The sequence below is a fragment of the Mucilaginibacter ginsenosidivorans genome, assembly GCF_007971025.1.
GTDB lineage: Bacteria > Bacteroidota > Bacteroidia > Sphingobacteriales > Sphingobacteriaceae > Mucilaginibacter > Mucilaginibacter ginsenosidivorans.
The window spans coordinates 3,896,710-3,919,717 of the sequence record NZ_CP042436.1 but is presented as its reverse complement, the minus strand read 5'-3'; the positions used below and the strand labels follow the sequence as shown (position 1 = coordinate 3,919,717).

The following is a 23,008-nucleotide window of genomic DNA, read 5'->3' as shown; positions in this document are numbered from 1 at the left end:
ATGTGTGCCCAAACATCTGCTGCAAGTCGAAATAAACCCAAACCGGTTAGTAACGAAGAATTATTAAATTTCCGTGAAATACTAGGTAAGTACTTATATCACTGGCCTTTATATATCCTGTTGTTGATTATATGCGGTGGTGCAGGTTTTGTATACTCTAAACTTGTAAAGCCGGGTTATGAGGTAAAGGCCTCCATTGTTTTAACGGATGACAGAGACAACAAAACAAGCCACAAGGATGTGCTGGATCAGCTTGAGGTTACAGATGCCCCGCAAGTTGTTGAAAACGAAATACAGATATTAAAATCGAGAAACTTGATTAGCAGGGTAGTATACGACCTGAAATTATATATCAATTATAGCCGCGAATCAAAACTTGTTAAAAAAGAGGACCTTTATAAGAAAAGCCCGGTCGAATTTGAACTTATTAATGGCCAGCTTATAGGTGATCATAAATTTGAAGTTGTTATAAAAGACACCAGTACCTTTTTATTAAAAGGTGCCTTTGATAAAGCAAAATTATTCCATTTTTCGAACACGTTGTCAAATAGCTTTGGCACCTGGAAATTGAATCCGACAAAGGATATAAAAGATTATATCGGTTCAACCATCAATATCACCGTATCCGATCCAAATGCTGTTGCAAATGGTTTCCAGGGTGCGATATCGGTTACATTGCTTGATAAACAAGCTTCGACAATTGAGTTAAGTTATACCGATCAGCTGCCACAGAGAGGTAAGGATGTGGTGAACGATGTTATATATCGCTATAACGAGGAGAATATGAATGCGAAAAATCTCCTTACACAAAATACCCTCGATTTTATAGATAAGCGCCTTGCCTCGCTAAAAGGCGAATTGTCAACCGCGGAGAATGATGTTCAAAGCTACAGAAGCAGTCGCGGTATAAATGATATTAGTAAGCAATCCGATTCGTACCTTCAGAATACTCAAGTGAATGATCGGGAGATGCAGGATGTTGATATCCAACTTAGTACGGTGCAGGCTATTGAAAGCTATGTGAATTCGCCTGGCCGGTCAAGTGTTCCATCAACCGCAGGTATAACTGATCAGGGGCTTTCATCGCTGGTGCAAAAACTGGTAGACCTTCAGCAGGAACGTGAGAGAATGCTGGCTAACACACCTGAAAGCAACCCGATCTTCGATCCTATAAACAGCCAGATAAAGGCAGCTCGTTCAGCTATAAAGGAAAACATAGCAAGCACCAAGTCAACCCTGCTTGCAAAGAAACGTCAGTTACAAAGCTACGGAAACAAGGCGCAGACCCAAATTAGAGATGTGCCGAAACAGGAACAGGAATTAGTTAGCCTGATGCGCGCGCAGCAATTAAAAGAAACGCTTTATACTTATCTTCAGCAGAAACGGGAGGAGGTAGCATTAAGCTATGCGTCCACCCAGATCGATGCCCGTACGGTTGACACGGCTTATGTGGTGCCGCCCAAAGGATCGAAGAAAATGATACCTCTTGCCGCCGGACTCGCATTAGGTTTATTTATCCCTACAGGGTTAATCCTCGGTAGGCACACCTTTCGTAACAGGATAAGTACGAATAAGGACATTACAAGAGCAGTGTCCATTCCGATATTGAGCGAGTTAACTTTTGAAAAGTCAAAAAACCCTATCGTTGTACACGACAGGGGTAAATTTGCGCTTGCCGAAGAGTTTAGGACATTGCGAACAAAACTGCACTATCTGCACGAAAAAACAGATAAAGGGCGTGTAACGCTGCTTACATCAAGCATAGCAACTGAAGGAAAAAGCTTTGTTGCGACTAACCTGGCAGTTGCATTGGCTGCCTCAGGTAGAAAAACGATCATCCTGGAAATGGACCTGCGCAAACCAAGGGTTACAGCTGTTTTGGACATACAGAAAGATCACGTAGGTATTTCGAACTACCTTATTGGCGAAGCTACTGAAACCAGGATCATTCAAAAATCGGAATTGTATCCAAACCTGGATGTGATGGGAAGTGGTACAATTGATACCAATCCATCGGAATTACTTGAACAAGAAAGCACAACTAAGTTGTTTGAATGGCTTCGGGAACATTATGACGATATTATAGTGGATACGCCGCCGGTTAGTATAGTTACTGATGCAATTATACTTTCGCGCCTGGTTGATGTAACACTTTATGTAGTACGCCAGGGGTATACGCCTAAAACAATTCTGCCTTTTATGAAGAACCTCGAAGAAGAGCAGCATTTTCCAAAGCTGAATATTGTATTCAACGGGATTGAAAAAGGACGTTACGGGTATAGCGGTTATACTTCATATGGTTACGGGGATTATATTGAAAGTAAGGAAGCCAGGAAAAAATATTCAAGAGGCATATTTAGTGATTTTTTCAAACGGTTTTAAATGCAGCATTTTATTCAAATGATCTTAATTTAAAGCGGGGCGCTGCTTTTCGGGTATCAATTCATCATTCACACTTGGAAGTTTTTTTTACTGCCTTCCATCCCGATACTCCGGTATTAAAATAAAAGCGTAGTGGATTTAATGCGGATGGATTCTTATATGAAATTTAATAAATAGCTGATGTTATCGTATTTAAGAAGCAAGGTACAGGGTTTTTGGAACGGCGGTCATGAGCGTACACTAAAGATTAAAAGAAATATTGCGTACACGCTGCTGATCAAAGGAGCAGGTGTTTTGATAGGTTTCATCCTGATACCTATGACTATTGGCTACGTAAGCAAGGGCCAATATGGTATTTGGCTCACTATAGCGTCGCTGGTTATGTGGATGAATACTTTCGATATTGGATTAAGCAACGGATTGCGGAACAAAATGGCTCACTCGCTTGCCCTGGGCGAGCGGGATAACATTGTAAAATACATCAGCACTACTTACGCTATTTTATTTCTGATATCAGTTACGATCTTTTTAACTTTTTTTATTGTCGGTTCCTTTTTTGATTGGAACCAAATGCTGAATGTTAAAGATACCGTTAGTTACAATATCTGGCCGATAGTTCTTATTGCCATAGGTTCGTTTTGCGTTCAATTTTTTCTTCAACCCATAAATAGTGTACTGATGGCCGCCCATCAGCCATTTAAATCGTCTTTGATACTGTTGTTGGGCCAGGTCTTGACATTCATAATAATTTTACTGCTTACCATGTTTACCCATGGCAGCTTATTTTTATTGGTATTTGCCGTAGCAGGGTCACCTCTTGTCGTGTTCCTTTTTGCCAATATTTATCTTTACAGCACAGAGTTTAAGCTTTATGCGCCCAAGTTCAGTTACATAGACTTTGGGAGTGCCAGGAGCCTTCTTAGTACCGGCGGAGTATTCTTTTTTATCCAGATGGGTGCAGTTGTGTTGTATCAGACGGATAATATCCTGATAACGCGTACACTTGGTCCTGATGAAGTAACAACTTTTAACGTAGCTTATAAATATTTTTCGCTTATTTCTGTCATATTCAGTATTATCATGACTCCTTACTGGAGCGCCTTTACAGATGCTGCAGCCAAAAACGATTGGGGCTGGATAAAGCACTCGCTAAAAAAAATGCGGATGCTATGGGTATATGTGGGCGTACTTACGACGGTCCTTTATTTATTCTCGTCCATTTTTTATCAATTATGGCTTCATGGTAAAGTTGATGTGCCGAATTTTCTGTCGCTTAATATGGCCATATTCGTTCTTACTGTGGCCTGGCAATCTATTTATGCCTATACACTTAACGGCATAGGTAAGTTGCGGATGCAATTGATCTTTGTTGTTGGCACCGCTGTATTAAATATTCCTTTATCTATTGTACTGATCCATTGGTTGGGTGTATCGGGCTCTGTAATAGCAAACACGGTTATGGTATTATTGATGAATGTGATCTTTACCTACCAGGTCAATTTGATAGTTAAACAAAAGGCTACCGGTATCTGGAACAAGTAACTATACCCTTTTAATCCGAATGAAAACACACGTATACATCTATAAGCAGCTTAAAAAAATATATATTGTTACCTACTTAAAGTGGGTGAAAATACCGGTTTGGTTCAAACTGAAAGTAAACGATGTGCAGGTTGGTAAAGGCCTGCGATCGAACGGCGTTCCTGTTATCGATGTGTGGGATACAGGCAAGTTTTCAATAGGAGATAATTTCCTGATGAATAACGGAAAAAGGTTTAACATTATCGGCCGGCAGCAACGCTGTAATTTTATTGTGTATAACAATGGTGTGCTTAAAATTGGTGATAATGTGGGAATTAGCGGAAGCGCTTTTATTTGTTTTAAAGGAATTACCATAGGAAATAACGTACGTATTGGAGGCAACGTGGCTATTTATGACACTGATTTCCATTCGCTTGACAAGTATCACAGGCGGGATGCTAAATTAGATATATTAAATACACAGAGTAGGGAAGTCGTAATTGAGGATGATGTATTTATTGGAGCTCATTCGACCATTTTAAAAGGAGTTACGATAGGTGAGGGAGCTATAATTGGCGCCGGTTCGGTTGTGGCGAAATCAGTTCCAAAGAATGAGATATGGGCAGGTAATCCGGCAAAATTTATAAAAAGTGCTATCAATTAATTGAAATAGGTTGCAAGAAGTTAATTAGTTCAAACTTACAAGCGGCCAGAATCGTTAAATACTAAAAACAGAGAAAAAGGGTACAACCTGCATGATTGAATAACGATGTATTATTTCCTCACTATACTATTTATGCTGGTTTCGTCCCGCGCGAATTTTATCTCGTATATTGAGGCATTTCCTATCATTATATCAGGTATTTTCTTCGTGGCCGGGGTGCAACTAAGGAGATTTACAGAATCTGACTTTCGGTTGTTTGCAAAATTTTCAATAATATACCTGGTTTTTATCACTGTAAGGTTTTTGTTTTTAAATAATGTCAGCTCTTTTTTCTATTTCAGCGACATTAGTTTTCTATTGAAACGTATTTTATTTGCATTTCTTTACTGTGCTGTTCTTAAAGAAAAAGCTGTTGAATATTTCGCTAAGATCATTATTCACGGTGCTATAGTCTCGCTTTTTTTCTACCCATTGCAATTGATAAACGGGCCGCTTGTATTTAGTATTGGCAGTGCTATCCACCTTCCGCCCCGTGTTGGTAATCCTGAATATACAAACTTCCTCATTTTTACTTATGATGGCGGGCATCATATCCGCAACTGTGGTTTCGCATGGGAACCCGGGGCCTGGGGCTGTTATATTGTGATGGGACTATTGCTGCATTTTTTATTGAACAGGTTTAAAATGGATAAGCATGCCTGGATATTGGTTATATCAGGTATTACTACATTATCAACTACAGCTTATCTTGGGTTGCTTTGCATTTTTTTATTGTACTATCGTGTTCATGGAGGAAAGCTGCTGCCTTTCCTTGTAATCGCAGTACCTATTCTGGCTGTTGTTGCTACACAGCTTCCATTCCTGTTGGATAAAATAGAAAAGACGTATTCGGGTGATATGCATGATATTAGTTCGCTTGATGAACTGGCCGGTTGGTATGACAAAACAGGAGAGGGGGAAATTCACCTGAACCGCTTTGGCAGCGCCATCATTCTCTGGAACCTGTTTCGATGGAAATTGATATGGGGTATATCCAATGGCTATCAGGGCGTAACGCCGGTATTGCACAACGTTAATATATCAAATGGCGATGTGGACTTCTTTGCTAAATTCGGAGTTGTCGGATTTATTTACCTGATGCACAAGTATATTCTGTTACTCAAAAGCTTTATTCATAAGAATGAATATATGATCTATTGTGTTCTGATAGTTGTTGTGTTAGCATTTGGAGAACCTATGTTGATATTTAACTTCACCATGGCGTTCCTGTTTTTATATCATTACGTAAGCCCCGAAACGCTTGGCTGGAATGATGAAGAGGAAGATGATGAAGAAGAGGAAACAGAGACAGAAGATATACCATATCAAAAATTATCATTAAAGAATTCAAATTAGTTCATCAGAAAATAGCATATAAATAGTGTCAGCTACTCCATTAAAAATCGCATCGCTTGCATGCTCCTATAACCGGAAAGAAAAAACCGTCGCATTTTTAAAAAGTTTGCTATCGCAAAAAGTCCCCGAAGGATATACATTGGACGCATACTTGCTGGATGATAATTCATCTGATGGTACGGCTGATTATGTCAGGGCGAATTTTCCATCGATAACTTTGGTTGAGGGCACTGGCTCGTTATATTGGGCGGGTGGAATGCGCACAGTATGGACAGCAGCAAGGAAAAAAGGAGACTATGATTTTTACCTGCTGCTAAATGATGATGTCCGCTTGTTCGACGATACGATCCCGAGGCTTTTGGCAGCTCATAAACTGTCAAAATATCCGCAGAATGTTTTGGTGGGAACCGTAAAGGATGATGAGAAACTGACTATTACTTATGGTGGGCACAAACTTATAAGAAGGCAAACTGGCAAGGTGGTTACTGTAGTGCCAAGTGACACCGAATTGCTCGAATGCGATCTCGGCAATGCAAATATCATGCTGGTGGATAAGGCTACTGTTGAGAAAATTGGTATATTGTCTGATTCATTCACACATGGTCTTGCGGATTTTGATTATACGCTGCGGGCTGTGAAGAGTGGCGGCAAAGCCTGGGTGGCGCCAGGCTATTATGGTTATTGCATCAACGACCACGGTAAAAGTTGGTTGCCGGGCAGTATTCCATTGAAAAAAAGGATAGCTTATTTATATAGCCCTACGGGAATATCATATAAGGAATACCTGCTATATACACGCCGCCATTTCCCATTAATATTACCAAGCGTATTTGTAAAAGCCTGGTTAAAAACATTATTTCCGATACTTTACGATAAGTTTAAAAAGCAATAAGATATTTACCGTATGCTCGACCGCCTAAAGCCTGCTATCTATGCCTTTGTAAAGAAAAACCCCCGTATACGTAACGCCGCCATGGCAGCGCTGGGTGTTTTTATGAAAACAAAAGACTTTGCAATACGCGTAATTACACGGCCCGAAACATTCGGGCCCCCGATTGGCATTATTGACTATACAGACGATTTTAAAAATAACATCGGGAGAGGTAACCTTACATGTGTTACCGCTTTTAAAGAGGTATCTGCACCGGCAAGCGTAAGCAGGGACCTTCCTGTTACCATAGATAAAATCCCACATTGGAATTTTAGGCAAAAACAAACCGTCACCGATCCGGCTACCTATGTAATGGAGCTGAAGGACTGCAGGGTTTATGATGATGGTATAGTCATCACCCCGGATAACCTGATGTTCGGGGGCGTTTCACAATTTATAGAAGCAGGTGAATATATTAAAGATATAACGCGACATCCCATATTCTCAAAAAAAGAACTGCCTCCATTGAAGAAAGTAAAGGGTACTGTAGCGGTATTGTCTGCGCCATCGGGAAGGGGATATTATCATTGGATGTTTGATGTTTTACCAAGGATACAATTGCTCAGAAGTGCCGGCTATGGCTTTAATGCCATCGATAAATTCCTGGTAAATAATTATATATCAAGGTTTCATATCGAAACGCTGAATATGATGGGCATACCGAGGAATAAGATCATGGAGAGCCAGTATAACCCGCACATACAAGCCGAAAGGTTAATAGTTCCATCACTGGTTGGCGATACAGGCAGTATACCTAAATACGCCTGTGATTTTTTAAGGGCCGAATTCCTTCCCAAAATCGACAGAAATAAAAAGCATTCGAAAAGAATATATGTTAACAGGGGCCAGGTGGTGCACCGGCGCGTAACAAATGAACCCCAAATTGTTGAACTGCTGCAACAATATGGTTTCGAAAGCATAGCGTTGGAAACTATGTCGCTGTTAGAGCAGATAGCTTTAATGGCGTCGGCCGAGGTTATCATAGCACCACATGGAGCCGGGCTGACCAATATTGTATTTAGTGAACCCGGAACTACAATAATCGAATTTTTACACCCGGGCGCCGTAAATGTTATGTACTGGACAATATCTGCGGATATGGGATACAAATACCATTATCTTCTGTCGGAGGGAGAGGCGCCGCCCGATTTTGTAAACCCTTATCTAAATGGTAATGATATGACCATTAATATAGATAAGCTAAAAGAGTTGTTAGCTTTGGCGGCTATAAATTAAATTTTTAACTGTTTTTATTAACTAAAACTCAATTTTGGCCGTATAAATGACTGCTGTTCTTGCTAATGGCAGTGTGAACTAAAGTTGGAAAACCGATGTTCCACAATGAATAGCAGGATTTATAAATAATGAAAATGAAAAAAGTACTGCTATCCGTATTCGCATGTCAACCAAAAAAAGGATCTGAGTTCAGCAACGGCTGGAACTGGGCTATTGGCCTTGCAAATAAGGGTTACGAAGTACATTGCCTTACATTACGGACTAATCGACCTTTTATTGAGGAGGTTGAGGCTCCCGCAAACCTTCATTTCCATTACGTTGAGATGCCGTTCAAATTGCAGGCTATGCACAGGTGGTCGCAACCTACACTTTATTTGCATTACATTATGTGGCAGCGGCTGGCTTATAATATAGCTAAGAGATTGCACAAAAAGCTCAAATTCGACCTGGCGCACCATATCAGCTGGGGAAGTCCGCAAATGGGTTCGTTTTTATATAAACTGAATATCCCTTTTATTTTCGGGCCGGCAGGTGGCGGACAAAACGCACCCGAAGCATTTAAGAAATATTTTCTTTGTCATTGGGCATCGGAGATAAAAAGAGAGAAGGTTTCCGATTTTTTGGTGAAGAATAATCCCGCCTGCAAAAAGATGCTTCAAAATGCTCATGCCGTTATCGTATCAAACCAGGAAACTTTTGAGTTTGTAAAGGATATCGGGGCAAAAAATGTTTCTTTATCAATTGATCACGCGTTGCCCGAAAGTTTTTTTCCTGAAAAATTTATTGCAAAAACCCCTGTACCGGGTACCTTAAAAATGTTGTGGGTGGGCAGGTTTATGCCCAGGAAGGGTCTCTTGATGACACTTGACGTTATGAACAGGCTGAAAGCGTATCCTAATATTACGCTTACCATAGTGGGCGATGGGGAAATGAAAGAAGATATTATTAAAAAAATAAATGATGACGGGCTTGGGGATACGGTGACAATGACCGGAATGATACCCTATGAGCAAGTTAGAGAATACTATTCGACTTGTGACGTTTTCTTTTTTACATCTCTGCGCGATTCGTGTCCCGCTCAACTTACCGAAGCAATGGCCTTTGGTATGCCCGTGGTTACGATAAACCTTCACGGGCAGGGGTTTGTAATAAACGATGACACCGGCATCCGCTGCAAGTGCGACACACCGGAAACAGCTATTAATGAATTGGAAAAAGCTATCATCGGGCTATATAATAACCCGGAAAAGGTGACGAAGATGAGCCAGGCAGCATTTGAATTTGCAAAAAAACAAACCTGGGCTGCGCGGATCGATGAGCTGGTAAAGCGTCATTACCCGGTTTAATTAAAAGATGAGTTTATTAAAAATTAAGCCTTTCGGTTAGTAAATTAGCCGGAAATAAATAATATCAGGAAGGAACTGAATAATAAGTGAAAGTTTTAATTGTACATAACGACTTTAGGGTATATTGGAAAGGCAGATTGCTATATCTGAAAAACTATCTGTCGGATAGAAATATAGATTTTTATGCTATAGAACTTTTCGGAAAAGGATCTCCTTATTCATTTGATACCTACGAGAATAAGGAACAATGGTGGACATGCCTGTTCCCGGATCGTAGCTATGACGAAATTTCCATCAGTGTTATCAAAGAAACCTTCCTCAAGAAACTGGATGAAATAAATCCTGACGTGGTAATAGCCGGTTCGATCGTTTTTTTTGCCGGAGCATTGGGCTTGCGCTGGGCCAAGAATAATCACAAGAAATTCATCATGTTTGATGATGCGAAGCCGTCGCAAATAAAACGGAACTTTGTTGTGCAATGGGTAAAGGACCTCATCACCAAACAAATAGACGGCCTATGGCTTCCTTCGAAAGACTACGATGACGCTTATCAAAAGTTTATAGACAAGAACTCGATCGTGTTTTACGGATATAATTGTATCGATAATGATTTGTTCAGATATAAAGAGAAAAGATCGATCGATTTTACAACCGTCATCTGTGTTGCAAGGCTGGTGCCAATAAAAAATATTGATTACCTGCTGAGGGCCTGGAAGCTGATTGAAAAAAGGAGGCCCAATTACCGGTTGGTGATCATTGGGGATGGCCCTGAATTTGTAAATCTGAACGAATTGACCCTGAATATGGGCCTGAAAACTATTGTTTTCCTTGGCGCGGTTAATAACAGCGATATCCCTACCTATTTCTATAATTCATCAGCGTTTGTTTTACCCAGCCTCTCGGAAAGCTGGGGCCTGGTGGTAAACGAGGCCATGGCTTCGGGATTGCCCTTATTGATAAGCAATAAAATAAATGCTGCCAATACGCTTTTGAAAGAAGGGATAAATGGCTTCGGCTTTGAGCCATCAAATGTAAAAAGCATAGCCGAAAACATAATCAGGTATATCGATCTCAGCCTCGAGGACAAAAAGCAAATGTCCCAGAATTCATCCAGGATCATAAGCGAAATGGATTACGAGAACATGGGCAAGGAGTTAGTTTGCGCGCTATCGAGATCGGAAACTGTTCCAAACAAAAAGCCAAGTACATTAGCTTCGGTGCTTATCAACAGGTGGCACGGCAGGTATAATACGTCTGGCTGGGATAAATTATAAATTTAAAATCTTCTGCATCTACATATGAAACTGGCCCCTATTTTATTATTCACTTACAAAAGGTTTGAAAGCCTGAAGGATACGGTGCAGGCACTGCAACAGAATCCCCTTGCAGGAGAATCTGATCTTTATATATTTTCTGACGGGTGCAAGAAAGAAGAGGACCTGAAACAGGTAACAAAGGTTCGGGAATTTATAAAGACGATAACCGGTTTTAAAAAGATAACGATAACCGAACAGGAAAAAAACAAAGGCCTGGCCAATTCCATCATCGATGGCGTTACGTCGGTAATGAAACTATCGGACAAAGTAATTGTATTGGAGGACGATCTGTATACAACCCCCAATTTCCTGAATTTTATGAATGAGGCCCTTGACTATTATGTTGATAAACCAAAGGTTTTTTCGGTCTCGGCGTACTCATTTGATTTAGGAGAAAGCAAAACCGATAATGACGACGCTTATTTTGTCAATAGGGGATGGTCGTGGGGATGGGGCACGTGGAAAGACAGGTGGGAAGGCGTTGACTGGCAGGTAAAGGATTACGAGAGCTTTAAGAACGATAAGCGTAGGAGAAAAGAATTTGCCAAAGGCGGAACAGATCTGAACATTATGTTACACAGGCAGGTAAGCGGCCTGATCGATTCCTGGGCTATACGCTGGTTCTATCATCAGTATAAAGTTGGTGGGCTTACGCTGTACCCGGTTCACTCCAAAGTGCGAAATAATGGGTTTGATGAATACGCGACACACACAACCGGGGCAGCTTATCGCTTTGCGCCCTCGCTTGATGCCGAACAATCGACCAAGTTTAAATTGCCCGAAATAATCGCGATTAATCCTTATTATCAAAGTAAGTTTCAGAAGAAAATGGGGATTTTGGAGCGAATAAAGTATCGGTTGAACAATATTTTTAGAAAAATTTTCAAATAGTATGCTGATCGACTATTTAAAAAAGCTGCGCGATCTTTACCTGGTGAAAGTTAAATGGTCGCAATATAAAATCGGGAAAGGATTCCATGCAGGGGCCCGCGTAAGCTTGTGGGCCAGGGACACCCTTATCATAGGTGATGATTTTTATATTGGCCGCGACTCGCTAATAGAGACAGATTGCATTATTGGTAACCATGTTATGCTCGGTAATAAAGTGGCGATGATCGGCAGGTACGACCATAATTTCCAGCAACCAGGTACACCGATAAGGCTGGCAAGCCAGGTGCGCGATAACGACTATAAGTGGCGCGGACTTCACGACGTTATCATTGTGGAGGACGATGTCTGGATTGGTTATGGTACCGTAATAATGGGCGGGGTGTGGATAGGTACCGGAAGTATAATCGCTTCAGGGTCTATTGTAACAAGAGATGTGGAACCTTACTCCATTTATGCGGGAAGCCCGGCGGTGAAGTTAAAAGACCGTTTCGATTCGGTTGAAGATCTTGAAAAGCATAAGCAATTGTACAAGCTTAATTATCAATAGGTTAATTAACATCATAAGAAAAGCTAAGTACGTGCTTGTCGTGGCAGTAGGAAAATAGCACGGATGGGATTATAACCGGAAAATAATTTTTTGACACCGAAACCAAGTTCGTACTATTCCTGTTACATACAGAGTTCAGATTGTATATTTGAATTGCCCGACGAGGGCTACGAATGGCTGAGGCCAGTGATCATATCTCGGAAAATATCTTAAAAACCAGGTTAGATCGCTTTTTTGCACGGTTTTTAAAATACAGTATGCAGTTACCCGGTAATATAATAGCCAACGCGGATGACCTGGGCTATGACGAGTTTGTGAATAAAGGCATTTTACAATGTTTTGAACTGGGCTATATCAACAGCACATCGTTAATGACCAATATGGGTGGTTTTGATGAAGCGGTTGAGTTGGTGCATTCAAATCCGGTAATCGGGAATGTCGGTGTCCACGTTAACCTGGCGGAGGGTAAGCCGCTAACCGGTTTTAAAGAGGATTTCCTGGACTCGGAAGGAAATTTCGATGTCGGGAAAACAAATAAGGTGCTCATAAATTTGAGCGCTGCAGTTAAAAGTGCGTTTGCAAAAGAAATAAACGCACAGATAGAAAAGGCTCTTTCAAAAAAAGTTAGTATCACTCATGTCGACTCGCATTTGCACCTGCATACGCTACCGGCTTTTTATAAATTGTTCCTGGCGGCCGCCAAACAACATAAATTGAAGATCAGGCTTGCTCAGACTTACAATGAGGGAAGCTATATGAAGTTTTATTACAGGAAATATATCAACAACCTGTTCAGGAAAAACAATTGTAATTATTCAGACCGTTTTGAAACGGTGGAAAGGTTTTTGGAGTATAAAAGCCAGCGTGACCAAAACTTAAAGGTCGAAGTAATGTTACATCCCTGGATTTCCGGTTCGGGCTTACTTGAAGATCACTACGATAAAGACACATTAACAAGATGGATAACTTTTTTGAAGAACCAGTAATAATAAATGAAATGGCTCCATTCGAAACAATAGAACTGTTTGATTATTCAATACTTTCTTCCGGGATCGGCTTTTTACAGACCGATGCAAAATGCGTTGTTAATACTATAAATCAATATTCTTATATAATTGCCGAAAAGGATCCTGCGTTCAAAAAAGCATTGCAGAACTCAGATATTTTGCTACCGGATGGGATCGGGATTGTTGTGGCCGCGAAAGTGCTGGAGAAAAAAAAGATAAAAAAAGTAGCAGGAGCGGACCTTCATAAATATTTGCTCGAAAAGCTAAATGAAGAAGGAGGAAGCTGTTTTTACCTGGGTTCATCGGAGAAAACGCTTGCAAAGATAAAGGAGCGCCTTGAACGGGAATACCCTAATATAAAAGCGGAATTTTATTCCCCACCATATAAGCCCCAATTTAGCGACGAGGATAATGCGGCAATGATAAACGCAGTAAATGGATTTAAACCGGATGTACTTTTTGTTGGTATGACAGCGCCCAAGCAGGAGAAATGGAACGATGAAAATAAAGATAAACTAGAGGCTAATGTTATATGCTCGATAGGGGCGGTATTCGATTTTTATGCCGGCACCATAACGCGCCCCGGAAAGGTTTGGGTAAACTTGGGGCTCGAATGGTTTATCAGGCTTTTGAAAGAACCTAAACGCATGAGTAAAAGATATATATACTACGGCTTTCCGTTTGTTTGGATGATCATAAGCAGGGGAGTCGGCAGCGCATTTAGCGGATCAAAATCATAACCTCAGCCCCCCCTAATCCGTATTAGTTCGCACAGACGTTCTTACACAAATTTCCTAATTTCCAATTTTTTGTGTTTAGTATTTAATACAGTGTTTTGTTTCTAATCTGGCAATAAAAATGCACAGGGATTAAAAAAATGCTATTAATTTAATAGACTTTATAGTATTAATTTTATTATGTATTAAATTACTCAAATGGGGAGTTTATTACACAGAGTTCACATAAAGGCAGCGAGTTAGCAAATAGGGAATGAGTATTAAAGTCTAAATCTATACTCGGTTTTTACGCATAGCCTGTGCGTGTATTTACGGGAAAATGCAAAAAAAACGTATTAAGCGGGGTATAATATAATTTGAGCATAGTTATTGCATACCCTTAGTCACAAAACCCTTGAAAATATGGTACACAGGTACAAACAATTTTATAACGCGATCAATTTAACCCTGGACTATCTAGTTCTCAACATTTCGTTGATCGTGGTGTATAATTTATTGGACAGCTCGCTAATTCCCTGGATGAACAATAAAAGCTACCTCCCTGTAGTTTTGGTGTTCAACCTTTTATGGTTACTATCGTCAAATATCACAAGCCTTTATAATTCTGTTTCCGACGATGACCTTAAAGTTTACCATAGCGCTATCAAAACATACCTGTTATACTTAAGCTTAATTTGCACCATTATATTGCTGGTTATAGGTACCAAAACATATTTTATTACAAAAGAATACCTGTTTTACTCCATGTCGTTGTTCGGCATTCTGCTGGGTGCGTGGAAAGTAGTGTTTTTTGCCTTGCGAAAAAGTGACAGGGTGTTGCTTAGCAATTCGCGCAAAGCTATTATAGTAGGAGCAAGCCGTGCAGGGAACGAATTGTATAATCAGTTTAATAATAAAGTACTTAAAGGTTACGATCTGCTTGGATTTTTTGATGATGAACCTTCCAAAGTAAAACAACAACATTTATACCTGGGCAATACCAGCCTATGTATGGATTATGTGCTAAAAAACAATGTAGACGAGATATTTTGTGCGCTGCCTTATTCTGAACATAAAACTATCGAAAGGCTTATGTCTGATTCGGACAAGAATCTTATCCGTTTCAAAATTGTTCCGGAATATCATGAATATTTCAAGAACACGTCATACCTGCAGAACCTTGGTAATATTCCAATCCTTTCGGTACGTGCTGAGCCTTTAGAAAATATACTGAACAGGGCATTAAAACGTGCTTTCGATATCGTATTCTCGCTAATGATTATTTTGTTTGTATTTAGCTGGTTGTTCCCGATCCTTGCGATATTGATCAAGTTAGAGTCGAAGGGCCCTATATTCTTTAAGCAAATGCGTTCCGGACGTGATAACCATGCTTTCCTGTGCTATAAGTTCAGAAGTATGCGGATCAACAAAGATCTTGAGCACAAACAAGCAACGCTGGGAGATCCACGCATAACCAAAATCGGTACTTTCATGCGTAAAACAAGTCTGGACGAGTTACCGCAGTTCTTTAACGTACTGTTGGGTAATATGTCGGTAGTCGGCCCTCGTCCTCACATGTTGAGCCATACAGAACAGTATTCGCAGCTGATAGACCAGTTTATGGTACGCCACTTTATGAAACCAGGCATTACCGGCTGGGCGCAGATAAACGGCCTTCGTGGCGAAACCAAGACAACCGAGGCTATGCTTGAACGTGTTGAAGCCGACGTATGGTATCTTGAAAACTGGACTTTCCTGCTTGACCTGAAGATTGTAGTTAATACTTTATTGAAATCGATCACAGGCGATAAGAACGCATATTAAACCTGCGCTTTATAACAATTTTAAACCCTCATCTTTGAGACGGATGTTTTGTCTGTTCTCTGAAGGTGAGGGTTGTCCATTAAAAAAGCTTTAGTTTAAGGCTCATTCAAGCCCAATGATCACACTTCATTAAAGGTTATACACAACGGCACATTTTGGTAAATCCGGATGGGATATCTTTTCCCGGGACCAAATCCGTTTTTTTTTGCAATGTATAGGGTAATAATAATAGTATACATTGCTGGGAGTAATGATATCAATAAAAAAGTCCCTCTGCTATAAGCGGAGAGACTTTTCCTTGTTTTGTTGAAATGCAAATATTATTCGAACTGATTCTTTATAGCATAGCCGTATTCTTTCAGTAGTTTTTCTTTTCTGAAGTGATCAACGTCGGTTGCAACCATTTCGCTTACCAGCATGGCAAGGTCATATTTAGGTTTCCAGCCGAGTTTGGTATTTGATTTTGTAGGATCACCAATCAACAATTCAACTTCGGTAGGGCGGAAGTATTTAGGATCGACAGCTACAACTTGTTTGCCAATTTCTAACTGGTAGTCAGGGTGAGAACAAGATACCACGTATCCTTTTTCGTCAACACCTTCTCCCCGGAATTCAACTTCAATACCTACTTCTTTAAAAGCAAGGCGTACAAACTCGCGTACGCGGGTAGTAACTCCGGTTGCTATTACATAATCCTCAGGTACTTCCTGTTGAAGGATCAGGTACATTGCTTCGATATAATCCTTAGCATGGCCCCAGTCGCGCTGCGCGTCGAGGTTACCCAGGAAAAGGCTGCCTTGCAGGCCGAGCGCAATTTTGGCTACCGCCCTGGTGATCTTACGTGTTACGAATGTTTCGCCGCGTAAAGGGCTCTCGTGATTAAAAAGAATACCGTTGCAGGCATATATTCCATAAGCTTCGCGATAATTCACCGTTATCCAATAGGCATACAGTTTAGCCACGGCGTAAGGCGAGCGTGGGTAAAACGGGGTGGTTTCGGACTGCGGAACGGCCTGTACCAAACCGTACAATTCGGAAGTGGAAGCCTGGTAGATTTTTGTTTTTTTCTCCAGGCCGAGTATCCTGATGGCTTCAAGCAATCGCAACGTACCGATACCATCTGCATTAGCGGTATATTCAGGAGTGTCAAAGCTCACCTTCACGTGCGACATGGCACCCAGGTTGTATATTTCGTCGGGTTGAACCTGCTGAATGATCCTGATCAGGTTTGTCGAGTCTGATAGATCGCCATAATGAAGTTTGAACTTTACATTGGTTTCATGAGGGTCCTGGTATAAGTGGTCGATACGATCAGTATTAAACAGGGAGCTTCTTCTTTTGATACCGTGCACTTCGTAGCCTTTATTCAATAAAAACTCAGTTAGATAGGCGCCGTCTTGTCCGGTTACCCCTGTAATTAATGCTTTTTTCATTATTTATTATTTTTTGCTAAGGTGGATATTCTTTTTAATTATCTTTTTTACGTAATAAGACCAATTTTGTTTACAAAATAACAAAATAATGCCTTTTTATCATTTACGAAGATAAATTTTTATCCTGTCCGAAAAAATTATTTGAGACGAAATTTTATTACTTAACTTTTGGTACACAACAAGTTAAATAATAACGACTTTGCTTGCCTGGTTAAGTCCGTCGCCACTCACCTGTAAAAAGTAGGTGCCCGGTTTGGGCTTTTGGTTAAGATCGAGCCGGTAACTGGTATCCGTCACTTGCACTTGCTGGTTCATTATCACATCGCCGCGGGTGTTCAGTAATTTGATGTTGAGGTTTTTCACATCGGCACCGTTTAAGTTGATGATAATATACTCACTGGCCGGATTAGGGTAAACGCCAATAGTGGCGTTGCTTTTTTGCGTTGCATTGAAGGCAAGGATATCGTTTGCAGCCTTGGGTTCAGAATAAACGATAGGGGGTTTAGTAATGGTAGTATCTTGTTTTTTTATTAGCAGGACCGACGTGAACGGCGCAAGTGTTGTGCTTACCTTGTAAACGGTATTTTTAGCGTCGACATAGGTGCTTGCAAGCTTAACTACCTTGTTACTCATGGTGTTATTATAAGCAAAAAGTAATTGCGTATTAGGGTCGATCAATGTTGACGTGGTTGAATAGAAATTCAAATTGTCAAGATACAAGCTTACGTCCTCATTCTCAAGCCTTAAAACCACTGCTGTATTAGCGCAAGCAGACGTTGGCGTTATCATAAGGGTGTTTTCTGTCCGGTTGCTATCCAGTAATAGGTATTTTGTTTCGGACACCTGGTTATACGGGGCGCTGTTGTTTAACAGAAATATAGCCAGCCTTCTGTAACCATGGGTAGACTTCATGCTGAATTTGACCATGTAGGGTGCGGTTGTGGTGACAGGCCCTATGTTGAACTGAAGCATAGGGTTATTACCCGCCGAGCCGGATATAAATGAGAAATATCCTTTAAATGTTCCTGCATCTAACACCCCTGTATTGTCCCAGATTGCCTTAAAGTTGCCATTGGCCGACCATGATACACCGCCATTGATGTTTTTGTTAAATGCACCGTTGTTAAAAAATGTCCTTTTAGTAGTCAAAGTGACGTTATAAAGCGGCAACGAAATGGCATTATATGATGAAAGGTCCTTATTATAGTTATGCTGCCATAACACCAGGTTTATTAACATGCCATTATAACTGATGGGAAATATGTTATCTATTGTGTTTGAGTAATAATTCCCGCTCCAGGTGGCAAACCTGGGTATGTCATTCATAATTGACTGTAACGACAACGTAAACTGAGTCTTATAAACGGAGTAAATAATATTATTGGTAACCGTATTATTCTTAATGGTATACTTAGTGCCATTATGCTGGAAGAGGACCTGGCAAAGCCTATTATTGAATATGGTATTGCCATTGAGTACGTTATTGCGCGCATGGTGAAAATATACTCCGGTAAGACAATTTGCTATCGAATTTCCGGTCATTGTAACGCCGGTAGTATTGTCATCCAGGTATATGCCCGAAGCGCAGCCCGGGAATACGCCGGTCGATCCGGCCGGAGCGCCCACCGTATTTAATAAGATATTATTGGTTAACTGTATACCTACGTGATTGGTTAATGAATCCACGTCGCCTGCATAAGTATATATGGCGCCACCGTCGTCCTTTATCAACTCGAAATTGTCAACATAGTTATTTTTAACAATGGTATTATCGCCGCCAAAGTCGATGCCATTGTATCCGACATTAACTATAGAGTTGTTTGAAATAGTTGCCCCGGTGTTTGGCCCTGTTACAATGATGCCTTCATAACTTGCAGCATCGTTCGGAACTCCCATGCCTGCTATAATACCGATATTGGTTAGCGTATCGTTACTTACTGTGGTGTTTGTCTGGTTGCGGCTTACTATCCCATTGCTGGCGGTATTTTGAACACTGCAATTGGAGACAACTAGGTTGGTGGTAACGTTGGCATACAAGCCATGCTGACCGGCATTACTCAAGGTGCAATTGGTGACAGTAAACGCGGTAGAAGTGAAAAGATTGATCAGGCTTAAGTTACTTCCAACGAATGCAAGCCCTTTTATGGTGATATAATTTTGTACGCTAAAATTTACAAGGTAATCATACCCTGCTACCATAACACTGCCATTGGTTGGAGTTGTAGCGCCAAAATACATCAGTATTTTTTTGTTTACAGCGTCATAATACCATTCGCCCGGCAAATCAAGCGTTGCCGGGTGGTTTTGGAAGAAGAAGCCCCAGTTGTTGATGGGTTGGTAAGCTGAAGTTTCTGAATAATTAACTACGGTTGCCGTATTGGAGGTTACCGTTCCGTGAGTAATCACCCAGTGGTTTTTACGGAATACGATATCGGCCCCGGTCCAGTTTACCGCAGTATTTAATTGGCTGCTTACTACCTGGGTATTGGCGGTATGACTATCGATATTAAGGTAGCCGCCATTGGTAGCATTTGCATTTGGGTACCTGCCGATAGGCTGTGAAACTCCGTTAAGCGTTACCATATTTACCGTTGTGCCGGCCAGGGGGCAAGTTGCGGAATATACACCGCCGCCCAAACTAACCCATGAACCCGTAGGAACAAGACCGGTTATAACTGGCCTCGCGCCGGTGCCCCAAGACGAAATAACAATAGGTGACCCTGCAATGCCCGATTTTGTAATGCTGATGCTTCCGGTAAATGTTTCGCCGCATTTGAACAGGATGGAATCACCGGGTTTCATCCTTGAGAAATTTGTATTTAAAGCGGCTATGGTTTTCCAGGGGGTAGTTTTGCTTTGGGCCTGTAAGTAAGTATAAGTATCGTTACCGGTACTTGTGGACAAATAATAATTTATGGCATGGCACTGTATAGCCAGCAAAAATACCGCAGTGAAAGTCAAAAACCTCGCCAACATATATAGCTCAAATCAAGAGGTAGAATTAATCAATAGTGGCTTGTTCTACGGAATTTGGCCCTTTGGGTTTAGAGATTTCAGGAATTTTTTGACTGTTTTTTGCAAGCTAATTCCATAACTGTCAATTAATTAGGCACATTGAAAATGTTACTTAACGAAGAAAAAAAGTGCTTAAGATGACCTTTTGAAAAGGAAAGAGGCGAAAAAGATGAGTATCAGCGCTCCCAAAATGATATAATGGAGCTGCGGAACATGATAATTTTTATCCTGGATTTTGAAAGTTATGTTAAAAAGAGCAATACTTATGATTGGAAACCACAGAAAGTTTCTGAACATCTGGATTTTTTTCATTCTTTAATCAATAGCTAACAAACAGATAATACAAATGTAATAAAATGTAGCATGCTTTTTTCACAGGCGCCGCAGCAAAAGCGCTATTGCGCATCGCTTGCATACCTGATCTTTATGACGAGTTTCTTTACCGTATCGTACCCCTCGACCTTAATATTTGGCCGATGGGCGTCACCGGGAAAAAATAAAAAGACCTCGCCCGGTCCCGCGATGTAGTATTTGCCTTCAGCGGTGTAATTGGCCGCATCTTTAGTCGCGTCATACGGATTTGTTACGGTAGCTGTTGCGACTGGAGCCGAACCTATTTTTTCTTTCCCCCTGATGAGATAATGAAGATCGATATAGTTTTTGTGTGATTCCCATGCTGATCTTTCAAATCCCTTCGAAAGCGCTTCGGTTATAATGGCGTACACATTGTCACCGTCGATTGCATATTTACCGGGCTTTAATGTATCAAGTTTAGGATCAGTTAAAAACCCGAACGCCTTGTCCCAATATGATTTATTGGCATGATATTGTTTTGCAAATTCAAGGTAGTCAGCAGACGGACTCAGTTTGATGGTTGAACCATGGGCCCAATCACGGCTTTTAATCCACTTTTTTGCCGATGCAGAAGTCCATTGTTGCTGGGCAAATGCAGAGTTGCCTGTAACTACAAACAGTAATAGGATTATTGTAATACGGAGAAATTTCATTTGAGCGGATTTAATTGGTTGAACAAAGCTATAATTTGCAAAATATAAATTTATTTGTTTGGTAAATATTTAATCTTTTGCAAGGTTTGTGTACTTAACATCAACATTCATTCTTTCGACCTTGAAGATACTGCACAGCGTTCATCCTGATGATTTCAGATCGTATCAAACCCAGCAAATACGCGAAAGGTTTTTGATAGATCATATCGTGGAGCCATATAAGATCAATTGCGTTTATACACATTACGACCGTATGATAGTAGGGGCGGCAAACCCGGTGAATAAGAGTCTCGAATTGGGGAACTATTCGAACCTTAGATCGCAATATTTTTTGGAACGGCGCGAGATCGGCATAATCAATGTGGGGGGCGATGGAGAGATCAGGGTTGATGGCGAGGTTTATGCGGTGAATAAACTGGATTGCCTTTATGCAGGAAAAGGGGTAAAGGACATTATTTTTTCGAGCAAAAACTACCAACACCCCGCGGTGTTTTACATGCTGTCGGCCCCGGCTCATGCCGATTACCCAACGGTAATTATGACGCATGACGATGCAGCGAAAGTTAGCGCAGGCGATGTGTCGACAGCGAACAGGCGAACTATCAACAAATACATCCACATGGATGGCATTCGAAGCTGCCAGTTGGTGATGGGGCTTACCACATTGCAGGATGGCTGCGTTTGGAATACAATGCCGCCACATACGCATGACAGGCGTATGGAGACTTATTTTTATTTCGACCTGCCGCCGGGGCAAAAAGTATTTCACTACATGGGCAAAGGTGATGAGACCAGGCATATCGCTATAAATAATTATGAAGCTGTTGTTTCGCCGCCCTGGAGCATACATTCGGGTTGCGGTACTGCCAGCTACGGTTTTATTTGGGGCATGGCGGGCGAGAATCAGGACTACACGGATATGGATCCTATTGCGATACACGAGATCAGTTAAAATATACCAATGGAAAATAACTATTCATTAAAAGATAAAGTAATTGTTGTTACAGGCGGTACCGGGATATTGGGGAATTCATTTATAAAAGGGATTGCTGAAGCAGGCGGAGTGGTTGGTATTTTGGGCCGAAACGAAGCCACTGCCAACGAACGGGCCGATGCTATCAATAAAAACGGCGGCAGGGCAGTAGCATTGATTGCGGATGCGCTGAATAAGGAACAATTGGTAGCTGCAAAGGAACGGGTACTAAGCACCTTTGGACGAATAGACGGGCTTGTAAATGGCGCGGGGGGCAATATGCCTGAAGGCGTTTTACAGCCCGACGAGGATATCTTCAGCATGAATCTTGACGGGATGAAAGGTGTTATGGAACTGAATCTTTGGGGGACGCTGTTACCCACGCAGGTTTTCGGCGAAGAGATTGCGAAAACAGGCAAAGGGAGTATCGTGAACATATCGTCAATGAATTCAAAACGGGCAGTAACCAAAGTGCTTGGTTATAACATGGGTAAAGCAGCCATGGATTGCTATAACCAGTGGTTTGCTGTCGAACTTGCCAACAGGTACGGCGATAAGATACGTATGAACGCCATAGCGCCGGGCTTTTTCCTGACAGAGCAAAACCGGAGTTTATTAACCAAACCCGAAGGTGGTTACACCCCCCGCGGCGAATCGGTTATCCGTAATACACCTTTTAAACGGTTCGGGCATCCGGACGAATTGATAGGGGCATTGGTTTGGCTATTAAGCGATGCATCTGCATTTGTAACCGGTGCGATGATTTGTGTAGATGGAGGATTTTCGGTATTTAGCGGGGTTTAG

18 protein-coding genes are annotated in these 23,008 nt (G+C 41.2%); 15 read left to right on the top strand and 3 right to left on the bottom strand.

All coding sequences use genetic code 11. The features are described 5' to 3' along the window. From FRZ54_RS17870 to FRZ54_RS17810, 13 genes are all read left to right on the top strand, one after another. Positions 1–2,382 (top strand): GumC family protein, encoded by a 2,382-nt coding sequence (locus FRZ54_RS17870; RefSeq protein ID WP_147033100.1) that lies wholly within the window; start codon positions 1–3, stop codon positions 2,380–2,382. 180 nt (positions 2,383–2,562) lie between these two features. Further along, positions 2,563–3,924, top strand: coding sequence for a lipopolysaccharide biosynthesis protein (locus FRZ54_RS17865; protein ID WP_147033098.1), 1,362 nt, complete (start codon positions 2,563–2,565; stop codon positions 3,922–3,924). Between the two features lie 19 nt (positions 3,925–3,943). After that, complete coding sequence (locus tag FRZ54_RS17860; protein WP_147033096.1) at positions 3,944–4,567, top strand: acyltransferase; 624 nt, start codon at positions 3,944–3,946, stop codon at positions 4,565–4,567. Positions 4,568–4,924: 357 nt separating this feature from the next. After that, positions 4,925–5,962, top strand: a complete 1,038-nt coding sequence (locus FRZ54_RS17855) for a hypothetical protein (protein WP_147033094.1) — start codon at positions 4,925–4,927, stop codon at positions 5,960–5,962. A 25-nt stretch (positions 5,963–5,987) separates the two neighbouring features. Continuing rightward, entirely contained in the window at positions 5,988–6,854 is an 867-nt protein-coding gene (locus FRZ54_RS17850) for a glycosyltransferase family 2 protein (RefSeq protein ID WP_147033092.1), read from the top strand. Between the two features lie 12 nt (positions 6,855–6,866). After that, positions 6,867–8,129 (top strand): glycosyltransferase family 61 protein, encoded by a 1,263-nt coding sequence (locus tag FRZ54_RS17845; RefSeq protein ID WP_147033090.1) that lies wholly within the window; start codon positions 6,867–6,869, stop codon positions 8,127–8,129. 134 nt (positions 8,130–8,263) lie between these two features. After that, a complete protein-coding gene (locus FRZ54_RS17840; RefSeq protein ID WP_187359658.1) occupies positions 8,264–9,475 on the top strand; it encodes a glycosyltransferase family 4 protein in 1,212 nt (403 codons plus the stop codon). Between the two features lie 86 nt (positions 9,476–9,561). Beyond that, positions 9,562–10,749: a glycosyltransferase family 4 protein gene (locus tag FRZ54_RS17835; protein ID WP_147033086.1), complete on the top strand. Its 1,188-nt coding sequence runs from the start codon at positions 9,562–9,564 to the stop codon at positions 10,747–10,749. A 24-nt stretch (positions 10,750–10,773) separates the two neighbouring features. Beyond that, on the top strand, positions 10,774–11,682 hold the full coding sequence (locus FRZ54_RS17830) for a glycosyltransferase family protein (RefSeq protein WP_147033084.1): 909 nt from the start codon (positions 10,774–10,776) through the stop codon (positions 11,680–11,682). Position 11,683: 1 nt separating this feature from the next. Further along, complete coding sequence (locus tag FRZ54_RS17825; RefSeq protein WP_147033082.1) at positions 11,684–12,229, top strand: acyltransferase; 546 nt, start codon at positions 11,684–11,686, stop codon at positions 12,227–12,229. 173 nt (positions 12,230–12,402) lie between these two features. Then, the gene (locus tag FRZ54_RS17820) at positions 12,403–13,215 is read left to right on the top strand and encodes a ChbG/HpnK family deacetylase (protein WP_147033080.1); all 813 of its coding nucleotides are present in this window, start codon (positions 12,403–12,405) and stop codon (positions 13,213–13,215) included. A gap of 11 nt (positions 13,216–13,226) precedes the next feature. Next, complete coding sequence (locus FRZ54_RS17815) at positions 13,227–13,976, top strand: WecB/TagA/CpsF family glycosyltransferase (protein WP_147033078.1); 750 nt, start codon at positions 13,227–13,229, stop codon at positions 13,974–13,976. 399 nt (positions 13,977–14,375) lie between these two features. Then, positions 14,376–15,776, top strand: a complete 1,401-nt coding sequence (locus tag FRZ54_RS17810; protein WP_147033076.1) for an undecaprenyl-phosphate glucose phosphotransferase — start codon at positions 14,376–14,378, stop codon at positions 15,774–15,776. 320 nt (positions 15,777–16,096) lie between these two features. Here the strand turns inward: FRZ54_RS17810 and gmd are convergent, their stop codons facing one another. The 3 genes from gmd to FRZ54_RS17795 all read right to left on the bottom strand — a co-directional run bounded on the left by gmd (position 16,097) and on the right by FRZ54_RS17795 (position 21,231). Further along, the gene (gene gmd, locus FRZ54_RS17805) at positions 16,097–17,209 is read right to left on the bottom strand and encodes a GDP-mannose 4,6-dehydratase (RefSeq protein WP_147033075.1); all 1,113 of its coding nucleotides are present in this window, start codon (positions 17,207–17,209) and stop codon (positions 16,097–16,099) included. Between the two features lie 183 nt (positions 17,210–17,392). After that, positions 17,393–20,185 (bottom strand): right-handed parallel beta-helix repeat-containing protein, encoded by a 2,793-nt coding sequence (locus tag FRZ54_RS17800; RefSeq protein ID WP_147033073.1) that lies wholly within the window; start codon positions 20,183–20,185, stop codon positions 17,393–17,395. 434 nt (positions 20,186–20,619) lie between these two features. Continuing rightward, on the bottom strand, positions 20,620–21,231 hold the full coding sequence (locus FRZ54_RS17795) for a YhcH/YjgK/YiaL family protein (RefSeq protein WP_147033071.1): 612 nt from the start codon (positions 21,229–21,231) through the stop codon (positions 20,620–20,622). Positions 21,232–21,352: 121 nt separating this feature from the next. On the opposite strand from FRZ54_RS17795, the gene kduI reads away from it, so the two are divergent. Together kduI and FRZ54_RS17785 are read left to right on the top strand one after the other, a co-directional pair. Next, positions 21,353–22,183: a 5-dehydro-4-deoxy-D-glucuronate isomerase gene (gene kduI, locus FRZ54_RS17790; RefSeq protein WP_147033069.1), complete on the top strand. Its 831-nt coding sequence runs from the start codon at positions 21,353–21,355 to the stop codon at positions 22,181–22,183. A 9-nt stretch (positions 22,184–22,192) separates the two neighbouring features. Beyond that, positions 22,193–23,008 (top strand): SDR family oxidoreductase, encoded by an 816-nt coding sequence (locus FRZ54_RS17785; protein ID WP_147033067.1) that lies wholly within the window; start codon positions 22,193–22,195, stop codon positions 23,006–23,008.

What these genes read in the sequence shown, in the direction of transcription:
- FRZ54_RS17810 (WP_147033076.1), top strand. Translation starts at nt 14,376, where the DNA reads ATGGTACACAGGTACAAACAATTTTATAACGCGATCAATTTAACCCTG.
- FRZ54_RS17830 (WP_147033084.1), top strand. Translation starts at nt 10,774, where the DNA reads ATGAAACTGGCCCCTATTTTATTATTCACTTACAAAAGGTTTGAAAGC.
- FRZ54_RS17785 (WP_147033067.1), top strand. Translation starts at nt 22,193, where the DNA reads ATGGAAAATAACTATTCATTAAAAGATAAAGTAATTGTTGTTACAGGC.
- FRZ54_RS17815 (WP_147033078.1), top strand. Translation starts at nt 13,227, where the DNA reads ATGGCTCCATTCGAAACAATAGAACTGTTTGATTATTCAATACTTTCT.
- FRZ54_RS17840 (WP_187359658.1), top strand. Translation starts at nt 8,264, where the DNA reads ATGAAAAAAGTACTGCTATCCGTATTCGCATGTCAACCAAAAAAAGGA.
- FRZ54_RS17795 (WP_147033071.1), bottom strand. Translation starts at nt 21,231, where the DNA reads ATGAAATTTCTCCGTATTACAATAATCCTATTACTGTTTGTAGTTACA.
- FRZ54_RS17820 (WP_147033080.1), top strand. Translation starts at nt 12,403, where the DNA reads ATGGCTGAGGCCAGTGATCATATCTCGGAAAATATCTTAAAAACCAGG.
- gmd (WP_147033075.1), bottom strand. Translation starts at nt 17,209, where the DNA reads ATGAAAAAAGCATTAATTACAGGGGTAACCGGACAAGACGGCGCCTAT.
- FRZ54_RS17860 (WP_147033096.1), top strand. Translation starts at nt 3,944, where the DNA reads ATGAAAACACACGTATACATCTATAAGCAGCTTAAAAAAATATATATT.
- FRZ54_RS17865 (WP_147033098.1), top strand. Translation starts at nt 2,563, where the DNA reads ATGTTATCGTATTTAAGAAGCAAGGTACAGGGTTTTTGGAACGGCGGT.
- FRZ54_RS17870 (WP_147033100.1), top strand. Translation starts at nt 1, where the DNA reads ATGTGTGCCCAAACATCTGCTGCAAGTCGAAATAAACCCAAACCGGTT.
- FRZ54_RS17845 (WP_147033090.1), top strand. Translation starts at nt 6,867, where the DNA reads ATGCTCGACCGCCTAAAGCCTGCTATCTATGCCTTTGTAAAGAAAAAC.
- FRZ54_RS17825 (WP_147033082.1), top strand. Translation starts at nt 11,684, where the DNA reads ATGCTGATCGACTATTTAAAAAAGCTGCGCGATCTTTACCTGGTGAAA.
- FRZ54_RS17800 (WP_147033073.1), bottom strand. Translation starts at nt 20,185, where the DNA reads ATGTTGGCGAGGTTTTTGACTTTCACTGCGGTATTTTTGCTGGCTATA.